The organism is Streptomyces sp. NPDC050988 (genome assembly GCF_044456225.1).
Taxonomy (GTDB): Bacteria; Actinomycetota; Actinomycetes; order Streptomycetales; family Streptomycetaceae; genus Streptomyces.
This window is the reverse complement of record NZ_JBITFQ010000008.1, coordinates 261,712-275,196: the sequence shown is the minus strand read 5'-3', so window position 1 is coordinate 275,196 and position 13,485 is coordinate 261,712. Positions and strand designations below refer to the sequence as shown.

Annotated in this window: 13 protein-coding genes and 1 pseudogene; 12 read left to right on the top strand and 2 right to left on the bottom strand. The window is 72.7% G+C overall.

The annotated features are described in order from the left end of the window. The first annotated feature begins 74 nt into the window (after nt 1-74). The 9 genes from pdhA (at nt 75) to ACIBEI_RS20490 (ending at nt 9,564) form a co-directional block, all read left to right on the top strand. Complete coding sequence (gene pdhA, locus ACIBEI_RS20530; protein WP_398890707.1) at nt 75-1,250, top strand: pyruvate dehydrogenase (acetyl-transferring) E1 component subunit alpha; 1,176 nt, start codon at nt 75-77, stop codon at nt 1,248-1,250. Beyond that, entirely contained in the window at nt 1,247-2,251 is a 1,005-nt protein-coding gene (locus tag ACIBEI_RS20525; protein WP_398890705.1) for an alpha-ketoacid dehydrogenase subunit beta, read from the top strand. Before pdhA ends, ACIBEI_RS20525 begins: the two co-directional genes overlap by 4 nt. Next, nucleotides 2,251-3,813 (top strand): dihydrolipoamide acetyltransferase family protein, encoded by a 1,563-nt coding sequence (locus ACIBEI_RS20520; RefSeq protein WP_398890703.1) that lies wholly within the window; start codon nt 2,251-2,253, stop codon nt 3,811-3,813. Before ACIBEI_RS20525 ends, ACIBEI_RS20520 begins: the two co-directional genes overlap by 1 nt. A 90-nt stretch (nt 3,814-3,903) precedes the next feature. Further along, nucleotides 3,904-4,971 carry an NTP transferase domain-containing protein gene (locus ACIBEI_RS20515; protein WP_398890701.1) on the top strand — a complete coding sequence of 356 codons (1,068 nt, stop codon included), beginning with the start codon at nt 3,904-3,906 and terminating at the stop codon, nt 4,969-4,971. After that, nucleotides 4,968-6,395: a molybdopterin molybdotransferase MoeA gene (locus tag ACIBEI_RS20510; protein WP_398890699.1), complete on the top strand. Its 1,428-nt coding sequence runs from the start codon at nt 4,968-4,970 to the stop codon at nt 6,393-6,395. The genes ACIBEI_RS20515 and ACIBEI_RS20510 overlap by 4 nt, the downstream gene beginning before the upstream one ends. Next, nucleotides 6,392-7,489 (top strand): potassium channel family protein, encoded by a 1,098-nt coding sequence (locus ACIBEI_RS20505; RefSeq protein ID WP_398890697.1) that lies wholly within the window; start codon nt 6,392-6,394, stop codon nt 7,487-7,489. The genes ACIBEI_RS20510 and ACIBEI_RS20505 overlap by 4 nt, the downstream gene beginning before the upstream one ends. Before the next feature lie 83 nt (nt 7,490-7,572). Beyond that, the gene (locus tag ACIBEI_RS20500) at nt 7,573-7,779 is read left to right on the top strand and encodes a hypothetical protein (RefSeq protein WP_398890695.1); all 207 of its coding nucleotides are present in this window, start codon (nt 7,573-7,575) and stop codon (nt 7,777-7,779) included. Beyond that, nucleotides 7,776-8,876, top strand: coding sequence for a sensor histidine kinase (locus ACIBEI_RS20495; RefSeq protein ID WP_398890693.1), 1,101 nt, complete (start codon nt 7,776-7,778; stop codon nt 8,874-8,876). The genes ACIBEI_RS20500 and ACIBEI_RS20495 overlap by 4 nt, the downstream gene beginning before the upstream one ends. A gap of 7 nt (nt 8,877-8,883) precedes the next feature. Then, complete coding sequence (locus ACIBEI_RS20490) at nt 8,884-9,564, top strand: response regulator (protein WP_398890691.1); 681 nt, start codon at nt 8,884-8,886, stop codon at nt 9,562-9,564. A gap of 60 nt (nt 9,565-9,624) precedes the next feature. Here ACIBEI_RS20490 and ACIBEI_RS20485 read toward each other — a convergent pair. Next, a pseudogene (locus ACIBEI_RS20485) lies at nt 9,625-10,017 on the bottom strand (phosphatase PAP2 family protein); the annotation flags it as partial. A gap of 425 nt (nt 10,018-10,442) precedes the next feature. On the opposite strand from ACIBEI_RS20485, the gene ACIBEI_RS20480 reads away from it, so the two are divergent. Continuing rightward, nucleotides 10,443-11,423 (top strand): NAD(P)H-quinone oxidoreductase, encoded by a 981-nt coding sequence (locus tag ACIBEI_RS20480; protein ID WP_398890689.1) that lies wholly within the window; start codon nt 10,443-10,445, stop codon nt 11,421-11,423. 73 nt (nt 11,424-11,496) lie between these two features. Here ACIBEI_RS20480 and ACIBEI_RS20475 read toward each other — a convergent pair whose 3' ends face one another. Beyond that, nucleotides 11,497-12,003, bottom strand: coding sequence for a hypothetical protein (locus ACIBEI_RS20475; RefSeq protein WP_398890687.1), 507 nt, complete (start codon nt 12,001-12,003; stop codon nt 11,497-11,499). A gap of 155 nt (nt 12,004-12,158) precedes the next feature. Here ACIBEI_RS20475 and ACIBEI_RS20470 point away from each other — a divergent pair, with 155 nt between their 5' ends. Further along, a complete protein-coding gene (locus tag ACIBEI_RS20470; RefSeq protein ID WP_398890685.1) occupies nt 12,159-12,734 on the top strand; it encodes a PadR family transcriptional regulator in 576 nt (191 codons plus the stop codon). An 86-nt stretch (nt 12,735-12,820) separates the two neighbouring features. Continuing rightward, the gene (locus ACIBEI_RS20465; protein ID WP_398890683.1) at nt 12,821-13,366 is read left to right on the top strand and encodes a bacterial proteasome activator family protein; all 546 of its coding nucleotides are present in this window, start codon (nt 12,821-12,823) and stop codon (nt 13,364-13,366) included. Nucleotides 13,367-13,485 lie beyond the last annotated feature (119 nt).

The following is a 13,485-nucleotide window of genomic DNA, read 5'->3' as shown; positions in this document are numbered from 1 at the left end:
CGACCGAACAATCGGTAGGTGAGGCGCGTCACTCTCGGCACGCCTCTCGAAGCCGCCCACGAGGAGGTGCCGACATGACGGTCATGGAGCAGCGAGGCGCGTACCGGCCGACCCCGCCACCCGCCTGGCAGCCCCGCACCGACCCCGCGCCGCTGCTGCCCGACGCGCTGCCCCACCGCGTCCTCGGCACCGAGGCGGCCGAGCGGGTCGACCCGGAGCTCCTGCGCCGGCTGTACGCGCAGCTGGTGCGCGGCCGCCGTTACAACGCCCAGGCCACGGCCCTCACCAAGCAGGGCCGCCTCGCCGTCTACCCCTCCTCCACCGGCCAGGAGGCCTGCGAGGTCGCCGCCGCGCTGGTCCTCGAAGAGCGCGACTGGCTCTTTCCCAGCTACCGCGACACGCTCGCCGCCGTCGCCCGAGGTCTCGACCCGGTCCAGGCGCTGACCCTGCTGCGCGGCGACTGGCACACCGGCTACGACCCGCACGAGCACCGGATCGCGCCCCTGTGCACACCGCTCGCCACCCAGCTCCCGCACGCCGTGGGCCTCGCGCACGCCGCCCACCTCAGGGGCGACGACGTGGTCGCGCTCGCCCTGGTCGGCGACGGCGGCACCAGCGAGGGCGACTTCCACGAGGCGCTGAACTTCGCCGCCGTCTGGCAGGCCCCGGTCGTCTTCCTCGTACAGAACAACGGCTTCGCGATCTCCGTCCCGCTCGCCAAGCAGACCGCGGCCCCGTCACTGGCCCACAAGGCCGTCGGCTACGGGATGCCCGGCCGCCTGGTCGACGGCAACGACGCCGCCGCCGTGCACGAGGTCCTCGGCGACGCCGTCGCCCACGCGCGCGCGGGCGGCGGTCCCACGCTCGTGGAGGCGGTCACGTACCGCATGGAGGCGCACACCAACGCCGACGACGACAAGCGCTACCGCGGCGACTCCGAGGTCGAGGCCTGGCGCGCGCACGACCCGATCGCCCTCCTGGAGCACGAGCTGACCGAGCGCGGGCTGCTCGACGAGGCCGGGATGCGCGCCGCGCGCGAGGACGCCGAGGCGATGGCAGCGGACCTGCGCGCGCGCATGAACCAGGACCCGTCGCTCGACCCCATGGACCTCTTCGCGCACGTCTACGCCCAGCCCACGACACAACTCCTGGAACAGGAAGCACAGTTGCGGGCCGAGCTGGACGCCGAGGCACGCCACCACGAGAACGAGAACGAGAACGAGCACGATTCGGAAGGAACGGCCCGATGACCACCGTCGCGGTGAAGCCGGCCACCATGGCACAGGCCCTCGGGCGCGCCCTGCGGGACGCCATGGCCGACGACCCGGCCGTGCACGTCATGGGCGAGGACGTCGGCACCCTCGGCGGCGTCTTCCGCGTCACCGACGGGCTCGCCAAGGAGTTCGGCGAGGACCGTGTCACGGACACACCGCTCGCCGAGGCGGGCATCCTCGGCACGGCCGTCGGCATGGCCATGTACGGGCTCAGGCCGGTCGTGGAGATGCAGTTCGACGCCTTCGCCTACCCGGCCTTCGAGCAGCTGATCTCGCACGTGGCCCGTATGCGCAACCGCACGCGCGGGGCGATGCCGCTGCCCATCACCGTGCGCGTGCCCTACGGGGGCGGCATCGGCGGCGTCGAACACCACAGCGACTCCTCCGAGGCGTACTACATCGCGACCCCGGGCCTCCATGTCGTCACACCCGCGACGGTCGCCGACGCGTACGGACTGCTGCGCGCCGCCATCGCCTCCGACGACCCGGTCGTCTTCCTCGAACCCAAGCGTCTGTACTGGTCGAAGGACACCTGGAACCCCGACGAGCCGCAGGCCGTGGACCCGATCGGCCGCGCGGTCGTGCGGCGACACGGCCGCAGCGCCACGCTCATCACGTACGGGCCGTCGGTGCCCGTCTGTATGGAAGCCGCCGAGGCGGCGCGCGCCGAGGGCTGGGACCTCGAAGTCGTCGACCTGCGCTCCCTGGTGCCGTTCGACGACGAGACGGTCTCCGCGTCCGTACGACGCACCGGGCGGGCCGTGGTCGTACACGAGTCGGGCGGCTTCGGCGGGCCCGGCGGGGAGATCGCCGCGCGGGTCACCGAGCGGTGCTTCCACTACCTGGAGGCGCCGGTGCTGCGCGTGGCCGGGTTCGACATCCCGTATCCGCCGCCGATGCTGGAGCGCCACCATCTCCCTGGCGTCGACCGGATCCTGGACGCGGTGGCGCGGCTCCAGTGGGAGGCACAGAGCTGATGGCACAGGTTCTGGAGTTCAAGCTGCCCGACCTCGGTGAGGGGCTCACCGAGGCCGAGATCGTCCGCTGGCTCGTCCAGGTCGGCGATGTCGTCGCCGTCGACCAGCCCGTCGTCGAGGTCGAGACGGCCAAGGCGATGGTCGAGGTGCCCTGCCCGTACGGCGGAGTGGTCACGGCCCGCTACGGCGAAGAGGGCACCGAACTGCCCGTCGGTTCCCCGTTGTTGACGGTCGCGGTGGGGGCACCCGCCTCCGGCGCACTGGCTTCCGGCCCGCTTGCCTCCGGCCCCGGGGACGAGGCCAAGGACGAGGGCTCCGGGAACGTACTCGTGGGCTACGGCACGCAGGCGCCTCCGGCGCGGCGCGGACGGCTGCGGCCGCCGGGGGCCGGATCGGCTCCGGGGCGGCGGTCACCGGGTTCGTCGTCCGTCGGCGGGCCGGTCCCGGACCGGCTCGGCAACGCCGGTGGGGCGGCCGGGACCGGGGCGCCGGGAAGCCGTCGCGCCGGTCTCCCGGACGCCGACCTGGCCGTCGCGTCGGCGCCTGCCGCGCCCACCGCGTCCGCCGGGTCCGGCACAGTCACCCGTCGTCCCGTACGGGACGAGGAGCCGGTCGCGGACAGGACCGGTGCCGATGCCGGGCGCCGGGCCGACGGCCCCGTGCCCGTGATCTCCCCGCTCGTGCGCAGGCTGGCCCGGGAGAACGGGCTTGACCTGCGGGAGCTGGCCGGCTCGGGTCCAGACGGGCTGATCACGCGCGCGGACGTCGAGCACGCCGCGCGGGCCGCCGCGTCCGCCCCGACCGCCGCGCGGCCACCACAGGCCGCGGCGCCCGCGCCCGCACCGGCCCAGTCGCCCACAGCCACGCACGCGCGTGGCACGCGCATCCCGCTGAAGGGCGTCCGAGGCGCCGTCGCCGACAAGCTCTCCCGGAGCCGGCGCGAGATTCCGGACGCGACCTGCTGGGTCGACGCCGACGCCACGGAACTGATGCACGCGCGCGTGCTGATGAACGAGACCGGAGGGCCGAAGATCTCCCTTCTCGCCCTCCTCGCCCGTATCTGCACCGCCGCGCTGGCCCGTTTCCCGGAGCTCAACTCGACGGTCGACATGGACGCCCGGGAGGTCGTCCGGCTCGACGCGGTGCACCTCGGGTTCGCCGCGCAGACCGAGCGTGGGCTCGTCGTGCCGGTGGTGAAGGACGCGCACACGCGGGACGCGGAGTTCCTGAGCGCGGAGTTCGCCCGGCTCACAGAGTCGGCACGGACCGGGACGCTGACACCGGCGGAACTCACCGGCGGGACCTTCACGTTGAACAACTACGGAGTGTTCGGCGTCGACGGCTCCACGCCGATCATCAACCACCCCGAGGCGGCCATGCTCGGCGTCGGCCGGATCGTCCCCAAGCCCTGGGTGCACCAGGGCGAGCTGGCGGTGCGGCAGGTCGTGCAGCTCTCGCTCACCTTCGACCACCGGGTGTGCGACGGCGGCACGGCGGGCGGATTCCTCCGGTATGTGGCGGACTGTGTGGAACAGCCCGCGGTCCTGCTGCGGACCCTGTAGCTCCCTCGGCCCGTACGACCTCGTCACCACCCCCGTCCACATGCTGTGCACGGGGGTGGAAATGATCCATCGGACGCCCATACTCGGGGGGTGACCGCGTACGAGCGTCCCAGCGCACCCGGTTCCTCCGGCAGGCCCGGCTCCTTCGTCGGACCCGGTTCCTCCGGCGCACTCGGTGCGGACAGCCGGGACACGGTCGGCCATGACGCCGTCGTGCTCGCCGGCGGCGCCTCCCGTCGCCTCGGCGGTGCGGACAAGCCCGGCGTTCGCGTGGGCGGCCGCGCGCTGCTCGACCGCGTCCTGGCCGCCTGCTCCGGCGCGGCCGTCACGGTGGTCGTCGCGGAGCCCCGGCCCACCGCGCGTCCGGTGGAGTGGGCGCGCGAGGACCCGCCCGGCGCGGGTCCGCTGGCCGCCCTCGACGCCGGCCTCCGGCACACCACCGCCGCGTACGTCGTGGTGCTCTCCGCCGACCTGCCGTTCCTGGACGAGAAGACGGTCGAGCGGCTGCTGACCGCTCTTCAGGAAGCGGGAACGGAGGGCGTGTTGCTCACTGACTCCGGCGGCCGCGACCAGCCGCTGGTGGCCGCGTACCGGAGTGCGGCGCTGCGCCGCGAGCTGGCGGCCCTCCGTGCCGAGCACGGCGAACTGGCCGGGCTGCCGCTGCGCCGGCTCACCGGTGCGCTCGAACTGACCCGTATCACCGACCCCGTCGCGTCCTTCGACTGCGACACCTGGGACGACATCGCCGCCGCCCGGGCACGTATCAGGGAGCATGGGCACGTGTTGGATGAATGGATCACCGCAGTCAAGGACGAGCTCGGCATCGACCTGGACGTCGACACCGGCACCCTGCTCGACCTCGCCCGCGACGCCGCGCACGGCGTGGCCCGCCCGGCGGCACCGCTGACCACGTTCCTCGTGGGGTACGCGGCCGCGCAGGCCAAGGGCGGCCCCGAGGCGGTCGCGGAGGCCGCCCGCAAGGCGACGGCACTGGCACTGCGCTGGGCGGCGGAGGCGGACGACGGCACCGCACCACCCCCGACGGCCCCGTCCGGCAGGGGAACCGGCACCAGCAGCGGGACCGGCCCGGGCAGCGGCACCGACGGCGGGACCGGTGCCGGGACAGCTGCTCCCGAAGCCCGCCCGGACGCCGGATGACCGCCCCGGGGCGGTACGAGGAGGTCGGCCTCGACGACCTCGACGTGGAGGAGGCCCTCGCCCTGGCCAAGGAAGGCGGTGCCCAGGTGCCCGACGGTTCCGGAGCCACTGGAGGCTCTCCTGCCGTGCCCCCGCCGTCTCCGGGGGGCGGAAGCCGGGAGCACGGGCAACACACCGCCGGAACCGCCGACGGAACCTCCAGGTCCCGCACGGCCGAGCACGGCCACCACAGGGCGACCCCCTGGCCCGAGGCACGCGCCCTCGCCGGACGGGCCCCCCGTCCACCGGACGCCCCCGTATCCGTATCCCTCGACGCCGCGCTGGGCCTCGTCCTCGCCGCTCCCCTCACCGCCCTCACGGACCTCCCGTCGTTCGACACCTCCGCGATGGACGGCTGGGCGGTCGCCGGGCCGGGGCCCTGGGACGTCCGGGCAGAGGGAGTCCTCGCGGGTCACGCCGAGCCCGAGCGCCTCACCGACGGCGAGGCCGTCCGTATCGCGACCGGCGCGCGGATCCCGCAGGACGTCACCGCGGTGATCCGCAGCGAGCACGGCCGCACCGACGAGAAGGAACGTCTCCACGCGACCCGCGAGGTCGTGCCCGGGCAGGACATCCGTCCCCGGGGCCAGGAGTGCCGCTCCGGCGATCCCCTCCTGCAGCGCGGCACGGTGATCACCCCGGCCGTGCTCGGGCTCGCCGCGGCCGCCGGATACGACACCGTCTCGACTCTCCCCCGGCCCCGCGCCGAAGTCCTCGTCCTCGGGGACGAGTTGCTCACCGAGGGCCTGCCCCACGACGGACTGATCAGGGACGCGCTCGGCCCGATGCTGCCGTCCTGGCTGCGCGCGCTGGGCGCGGACGTCATCGCCGTACGCAGGCTAGGCGACGACGCCGAAGCCCTCCGCAAGGCCCTGAAGAACTCCGACGCCGACCTCGTCGTCACGACCGGCGGCACCGCCGCGGGCCCCGTCGACCACGTGCACCCCACCCTGCGCCGCATCGGCGCCGAACTCCTCGTGGACGGCGTCAAGGTGCGCCCCGGCCACCCCATGCTCCTGGCCCGCACCAAGGAGAACCAGCACCTCGTCGGCCTCCCCGGCAACCCCCTCGCCGCCGTCTCCGGCCTGCTCACGCTCGCCGAACCCCTGCTGCGCACCCTCGCGGGACGCGCGGCCCCGGAGACGTACACACTGCCCTTGAAGGAGACCGTGCACGGCCACCCGTACGACACCCGGCTGATCCCCGTCGTCCTGCGCGAGGACCGGGCCGTGCCGCTGCACTACAACGGACCGGCCATGCTGCGGGGCATCGCCGTGGCCGACGCGCTCGCGGTCGTGCCGCCGGGTGGGGCGCGCCCCGGCCAGGAGCTGGAGATTCTCGACCTGCCCTGGGCGACGGCCGGGATCGGGGTGTGTTTCACGTGAAACTTCCGGGCCAGGACGCCATCGCCCGTCACGCGGACGAACGCGTCGTCACCCGCCGGGTGAAACTGCCTCGCCGACGGGTGGAACATCCGCTGAGGCAGGTCGCCAAACGAGTCACCATCGCGCTGCTCGTGCTGGTCGGCACCGCCCTCATCGTCTACGCCGACCACGACGGCTACAACGACAACTCGGACGGCTCGGTCGACCTGCTCGACGCCTTCTACTACGCGACCGTCACGCTCTCCACCACCGGATACGGCGACATCACCCCCGTCAGTGACGCCGCCCGGTTCACCAATATCTTCGTGATCACGCCCTTGCGCGTGATGTTCCTGATCATCCTGGTCGGCACCACTCTCGAGGTCCTCACCGAACGCACCCGGGAGGAGTGGCGACTGAACCGCTGGAGGACCGCTTTGAGGGAGCACACCGTTGTCATCGGGTTCGGCACGAAAGGCCGCTCCGCGATTCAGACCGTGTGCGCGACGGGGCTGAAGAAGGAGCAGGTCGTGGTCGTCGATCCCAACTTCAAGGTGATCGACGCGGCGACGGCGGACGGATACGCGGGCGTGGTCGGCGACGCCACCCGCAGTGACGTACTGATCCGAGCCGAGGTCCAGCGGGCCCGGCAGATCATCATCGCGACGCAGCGCGACGACACCGCCGTGCTCGTCACGCTGACGGCCCGGCAGCTCAACCGCGGGGCGAAGATCGTGGCCGCCGTGCGCGAGGAGGAGAACGCGCCGCTGCTGAAGCAGTCCGGCGCCGACGCCGTCATCACCAGCGCCAGCGCGGCAGGCCGCCTCCTCGGTCTCTCCGTGCTCAGCCCCAGCGCCGGCATGGTCATGGAGGACCTCATCCAGCAGGGCAGCGGCCTGGACATCGTGGAACGGCCCGTCATAAAGGTCGAGGTGGGCAAGGGCGTCCGCGAGACCGAGGATCTGGTGGTGAGCGTCGTACGAGGTCACCGCGTCCTCGGATACGACGATCCCGCCATCGGCAAGCTGCAGTTGACGGACCGTCTGATCACCATCGTCCGGGCCACCCCGCACACCCAGGTCGCACCGGACATGAGGCCACTGAGGCAGGACTGAACTTCGCTCACCGGGGGGCGCAGGCCCGGGCATTGGACTTTCGGCAGTGTCGGACCGCCCTCGACGTCCGTACCGTCGCGTGCATGGACAGCGTGGCGATCAACGGTGTGGCCCCGGCCGGGAGGGCCGGTTCCCGGCCGGTTCTCGATCCGGGCGGTCTTCTGACGGCGGGCGCCGTGCTGGCCGCGGGCCTCAGCATGGTGAGCCTGTGGTGGGCCGTCCCGACCGGCGTCGTCGCGTTCCTGGCGGGACGGCGGCCCGGGCCGACGGGGGCGACCGTGCTTGAGTGAGGACCGGCTGGGAGCACGCCGAGCAGTTGCAGCGCGAGCAGCGCCTGGTCGCGGATCAGGCACGGCTGCGGGAGCGGGCACGCATCGCGCAGGACATGCATGACGTACTCGGCCACGAGCTGAGCCTGATCGCGCTGTCGGCCGGTGCTCTGAAACTCGCGCCGGGTCTCGAAGAGCACCACCGAAAGGCCGCGGGCGACATCAGGATCAGGGCAGCGGGCGCGGTGGAACGGCTCGGAGAGGTGATCGGTGTCCTGCGGGAGGAGAACGACGACGCGCCGCTGCGCCCGCTCGGGGCCGACCTCACCGAGCTGACCGCGGAGGCTTCGTCGGCCGGGCTCATGGTCGAGTTGCGCATCGAGGGCGAGGCGGACGAGCTGCCGCCGATGGTCGAACGGGCCGCTCACCGCGTCGTGCAGGAGGCACTGACCAATGTCGCCAAGCACGCGCCCGACGCGACGGTGACCGTCCACGTGACGCATGCGGCCGCGGAGACAAGGGTGGTGGTGGAGAACGGCCCGCCCTCGTCCGCGACCGGTGCCCGGCCGCGGGGCGGCGGGCGTGGCCTCGTCGGGATCGAAGAGCGTGTGCGGTTGGCCGGTGGCTCGTGCGATCACGGCCCGCGTGGCGAGGGGTTCGCCGTCGTCGCACGGATTCCGCACGCACCCCCGGCACAGCCGTCACCACCCCTCACCTCCACGGTGTCGAGGTCCGACCGCGAGCTGCCGCAGGAACATCTGCGCGCTCGCCGCCGTGCCGGCCGGGCCTTTGTGGCCGCCCTCATGGTGCCTCTGCTGACCGGGGCAGTGCTGGGCGGAGCACTGGTGGGGTGGGAGATGCTCTCGGCGTCGAGGTCGGTCCTGGACCCGGGCGACTACGCCCGTCTGCGCGTGGGGCAGGATCGCGTCGAAGTGGAGCGTGTCCTGCCGGACCGTCAGACGAATCACCGGCCGTCGGCCGCCGAACCGAGAGGACCCGGTATGACGTGCGAGTACTACGCGATGACGGCCGACCGGTTCGACGACCGGTCCGGGGACGCCTACCGGCTCTGCTTCCGGAAGGACACGCTCGTGTCCCTGGCCGCCCTCACTCCGTGAGCGCCCGATGATCCGGGTGCTGATCGCCGACGACGAGCCGATGATCCGCGCGGGGGTGCGCGCCGTTCTCGCCACGGATCCGGACATCGAGGTCGTCGCCGAGGCCGTCGACGGGCACGACGCGGTGGAACTGGCCCGGCGCCACCGACCGGCGGTGGCCGTACTCGACATCCGCATGCCGGGGATCAACGGCATCGAGGCGGCGGCGGAGATCCGTAACACGGTGCCGGCCACGGGCATCGTCATGCTGACGACGTTCGGTGAGGACGACTACATCCTCCAGGCGCTCGGCGGTGGCGCGGCCGGCTTCCTGATCAAGTCGGGCGAGCCAGAGGAACTGATCAGGGGCGTTCGCGCGGTGGCCGAGGGCGCCGCCTATCTGTCACCGAAGGTCGCGGCCCGGGTCGTCACGCACCTCGCCGCGACGGGCGCGGGCACCCTGGCCGGCCGGCGCTCCGCCGCCCGCGACCGGGTCGGCGCTCTCACCGCCCGGGAACGGGACGTGCTGGCCTTCCTCGGCAGCGGGCTGTCCAACGGGCAGATCGCCAGGCGGCTGCAGGTGGTGGAGGGAACGGTCAAGGCCCATGTGAGTTCCATCCTGGCAAGGCTCGGTGTGGACAACCGGGCCTCTGCCGCCGTCGTGGCCCACGAAGCCGGAGTCCTTCCTCCTCCGCCTCCCCGGTCGTGACGCCCGCAGCTCCAGCGCTGACGCCGACCGCTGTGCAAGCGGCATGAACGCGAGCAGTACAGCCGCCACCACGGTTCCGCCGAGCACCGCACCGGCGAGTACATCGTGCGGGTAGTGAACCCCCACGAGGACCCGTAACAGCGCGGCGGCCCCCGCCAGCGGCAGCGTGACCGCGGCGAGGCGGGGCCGCAGCAGGGCCAGGCCGACCGCGAGCCCGGCGGCCAGGGTGGCGTGGTTGCTCGGGAACGACCAGTCACCCGCCGCGGGGCACTCCGCGATCACGTCGGCCGTCATCGGCAGCGCACGACAAGGCCGTTCCTCGTCCACCACCAGCTTCACGGCCTCACTGAGCGCGTAGGCCACGACGGTGCCGAGGCCGGTCAGCACGGCTCCCGCGACCCCTCGCGCGCTCCCGCGGCGGACCGCCGTCCAGCCCGCCCAGGCCAGCAGCATCCCGAGGATCACCAGCGTGCCCTCGGTGGCCACTTCCAGGAGTGGCCCCAGCCAGGACGGTGCGTCCGCCGTCCACCCGGTCACCGAGCGGTAGGCTGACACCGAGGATCCGTCGGTGACCTCGATCGCTCCGGCCTTTCCCAGCCCGCCCGGGGACCGCCAGGAGCCGCCCGGGGAGAGCGCGGCGACTCCTCCCGCACCCATGCCCAGGATGGCCGGCGCGGCCGGCAGCCGACCGGCCCTGATTCTCTCTCGCGACGCTTTTTCCATACGGCCTGAACGTAGAAGCGGGGGCAGCCGCGAACCCCGGGCCGAATGGCAACGCCCGGCCTTGACGATCGTCGGGGTTGACGTGATCGGGCACACGCGACTGTTGCCCGGTACCTGGCAGGGACACGCTGTGTGACAGGAGTAGCGTCGGCCCCATGAAGGCAGTGACCATCACCCAGCCCGGCGGCCCCGAAGTCCTCAAGTGGACGGAGGCGCCGGACCCCGTTCCCAGCGACGGGGAAGTCCTCATCCAGGTGGCGGCGAGCGCGGTGAACCGTGCCGATCTGCTGCAGCGGCAGGGGTTCTACGATCCGCCGCCCGGCTCGTCCCCGTACCCGGGCCTCGAATGCTCCGGGCGGATCGCGGCGCTGGGTGCCGGTGTCTCGGGGTGGGCCGTCGGGGACGAGGTGTGCGCGCTGCTCTCGGGCGGCGGGTACGCCGAGAAGGTGGCCGTGCCTGCCGGGCAGCTGCTGCCCGTGCCGGAGGGGGTCGGGCTCGACAAGGCGGCCGCGCTGCCCGAGGTGACCTGCACGGTCTGGTCCAACGTCTTCATGATCGCCCATCTGCGCCCCGGCGAGACGCTCCTGGTGCACGGCGGGGCGAGCGGCATCGGCACCATGGCGATCCAGCTGGCCAAGGCCGTCGGCGCGAAGGTCGCCGTCACCGCGGGGAGCAAGGAGAAGCTGGACTTCTGCGCCGAACTCGGCGCGGACGTGCTGATCAACTACCGCGAGCAGGACTTCGTCGAGGAGATCAAGGCGGCCACCGACGGGGCGGGCGCCGACGTCATCCTCGACAACATGGGCGCCAAGTACCTGGACCGCAACGTCAAGGCCCTCGCGGTCAACGGCCGGCTCGCGATCATCGGTATGCAGGGCGGCATCAAGGGCGAGCTGAACATCGCGACGCTCCTGGGCAAGCGCGGCGCCGTCACCGCGACCTCGCTGCGCGCCCGTCCCGCCGGGGAGAAGGCGGCGATCGTCGCGGCCGTACGGGAGCATGTCTGGCCGCTCGTCTCCGCGGGTCACGTACGTCCGGTGGTCGACCGCGAGCTGCCGATGAGCGACGCCGCCGCGGCACACCGGGTGCTGGAGGAGAGCGGGAACATCGGGAAGGTGCTGCTCACGGTCCCGTAGGGCTCGACGTCCGGGCCTGGCCGGGGGCGCGGGGTGAGGCGGACCGTGGGCCGCCCCGGCCCCCGCCCCCGTCTCAGCCCCGCCGTACGCGCAGTGCGACGAACGCGAGGCCCAGGCCCAGACCGATGAGGACCAGTCCGCTGCCGAGGGGCAGGACCCGCAGGACGGGTTCCGAGGCGCGTACGGGGCGGCCGGCGGCCTGCTCGGCATCGACGGGCGGCTGGGATCCCGGCGCGGTGTTCCCGGGCGTCTCGGGGGCGACAGCGCCTTCCGACTGCTCGCTGTCCGCTGGCCCGTCCGGGTGACCGACCCCGGCGCCCTCGTCCAGTGCCCCGTCCGGCGCCTCCTCCTGCGCCTCCTCCTCTGCCACTTCCTCTGCCTCTTCCTCCGCCTCCTCCGTCGGCGCGGGCGGCCGGCCCGGCCGCTCGCGTCCCTCTCCGGCCCGGCTGCCTGCCCGGGACTCGCCGGGCGCGGGTTCGTAGGAGGAGACGTACGGGACGGCGTACGACATCGGAGCGGGGCCCGCCAGCAGGACCAGCAGCAGGCCGGTCACGGGCAGGGGGCGGAGCCATGGAGTCACGTCGGTGACCCCCTCCTGGTGCGAAGGAACCAAGATCGACGGCACCAGAGTCACACGGGGCGCCCGCACCGGCATCTCGATCGTCCGGGTGCCGACGCGCTCACCCTCAGTGACACCCTTGGCGCGCACAGATGTACGGGGTACAGATACCGGTTATGTCGATACGTCACGGTCTGCTGGCGCTTCTCGAGCGTGGGCCCCGCTACGGGTCGCGGCTGCGCACCGAGTTCGAGGCGCGCACCGGCTCCACCTGGCCGCTGAACATCGGGCAGGTCTACACGACTCTGGGCCGGCTGGAGCGGGACGGTCTGGTCGTCCAGCAGGGTGCGGACGAGGCCGGACACGTGCTGTACGCGCTGACGGACGCGGGCCGGGCCGAGCTGTGGTCCTGGTTCACGCGTCCGGTGGAGCGCACGAACCTGCCGCGCGACGAGCTGGCGATCAAGCTGGCCATGGCGGTCGGGGCGCCGGGGGCCGACATAAGGGCGATCGTGGAGACACAGCGGCGGTATCTCTCGGAGGCGATGCACACGTACACCCGGATGCGGGCCCAGGCGCTCGCGGAGGGACCCGGGCACCGGGACGAGGTGGCCCGGCTGCTCGTCCTGGAGCACCTCGTCTTCCGTGCGGAGGCCGAGATGCGGTGGCTCGACCACTGTGAGGCCCGGCTGCTGCGCCTCGCGGACGCGGCGGCCACCGATCCGCCGCAGCCGCCCACGCCGCCGGTCTGACACACGACGCCGGTGCGTACATGGTGGATCACGCCCGGGAGGGGGCACCAGGGTGATGAAGTGTGCGGGTGCGAGAGAATGGCGGCATGGAGATGCCGAGGAACGAAAGGTCGCCGGAGAACCCCCAGATCCTGGTCGTTGGCCAGGACGGGATGGCTCTCGGCGGCGGAGGAGACGAGGACTCCCGTGAGGTCCCGGTGACGGAGATGGTGGAGCAGCCCGCCAAGGTCATGCGCATCGGGAGCATGATCAAGCAGCTGCTGGAGGAGGTGCGTGCGGCACCCCTCGACGAGGCGAGCCGGGTCCGGCTCAAGGAGATCCACGCCAGCTCGGTCAAGGAGCTGGAGGACGGGCTCGCCCCCGATCTCGTCGAGGAACTGGAGCGGCTGTCGTTGCCGTTCACGGACGACGGCATCCCTTCCGACGCCGAACTTCGGATCGCGCAGGCCCAGTTGGTCGGGTGGCTGGAGGGGCTCTTCCACGGGATCCAGACCACCCTGTTCGCCCAGCAGATGGCGGCCCGCGCCCAGCTGGAGTCGATGCGCCGGGCGCTTCCGCCGGGTGTGGGCGGCGGCGAGGAGGACGGCGACGATCCGCGTGCGGGCGGCCGTGTCGGGGGTCCGTACCTGTAACTACGGGCCGTACCCGTACCCGAATCTGAATCCGAACCTGCATCCGTAACTCCGACGACTCCCATCACTCCGAACAGCGCGCGGACGAAAGGGGCCCGGCAGAAATGCCGGGCCCCTTC

Bases quoted from the DNA above. Each gene is read 5' to 3' on its own strand.
- pdhA (WP_398890707.1), top strand. From the start codon at position 75: ATGACGGTCATGGAGCAGCGAGGCGCGTACCGGCCGACCCCGCCACCC.
- ACIBEI_RS20525 (WP_398890705.1), top strand. From the start codon at position 1,247: ATGACCACCGTCGCGGTGAAGCCGGCCACCATGGCACAGGCCCTCGGG.
- ACIBEI_RS20520 (WP_398890703.1), top strand. From the start codon at position 2,251: ATGGCACAGGTTCTGGAGTTCAAGCTGCCCGACCTCGGTGAGGGGCTC.
- ACIBEI_RS20510 (WP_398890699.1), top strand. From the start codon at position 4,968: ATGACCGCCCCGGGGCGGTACGAGGAGGTCGGCCTCGACGACCTCGAC.
- ACIBEI_RS20500 (WP_398890695.1), top strand. From the start codon at position 7,573: ATGGACAGCGTGGCGATCAACGGTGTGGCCCCGGCCGGGAGGGCCGGT.
- ACIBEI_RS20490 (WP_398890691.1), top strand. From the start codon at position 8,884: ATGATCCGGGTGCTGATCGCCGACGACGAGCCGATGATCCGCGCGGGG.
- ACIBEI_RS20480 (WP_398890689.1), top strand. From the start codon at position 10,443: ATGAAGGCAGTGACCATCACCCAGCCCGGCGGCCCCGAAGTCCTCAAG.
- ACIBEI_RS20470 (WP_398890685.1), top strand. From the start codon at position 12,159: ATGTCGATACGTCACGGTCTGCTGGCGCTTCTCGAGCGTGGGCCCCGC.
- ACIBEI_RS20465 (WP_398890683.1), top strand. From the start codon at position 12,821: ATGGAGATGCCGAGGAACGAAAGGTCGCCGGAGAACCCCCAGATCCTG.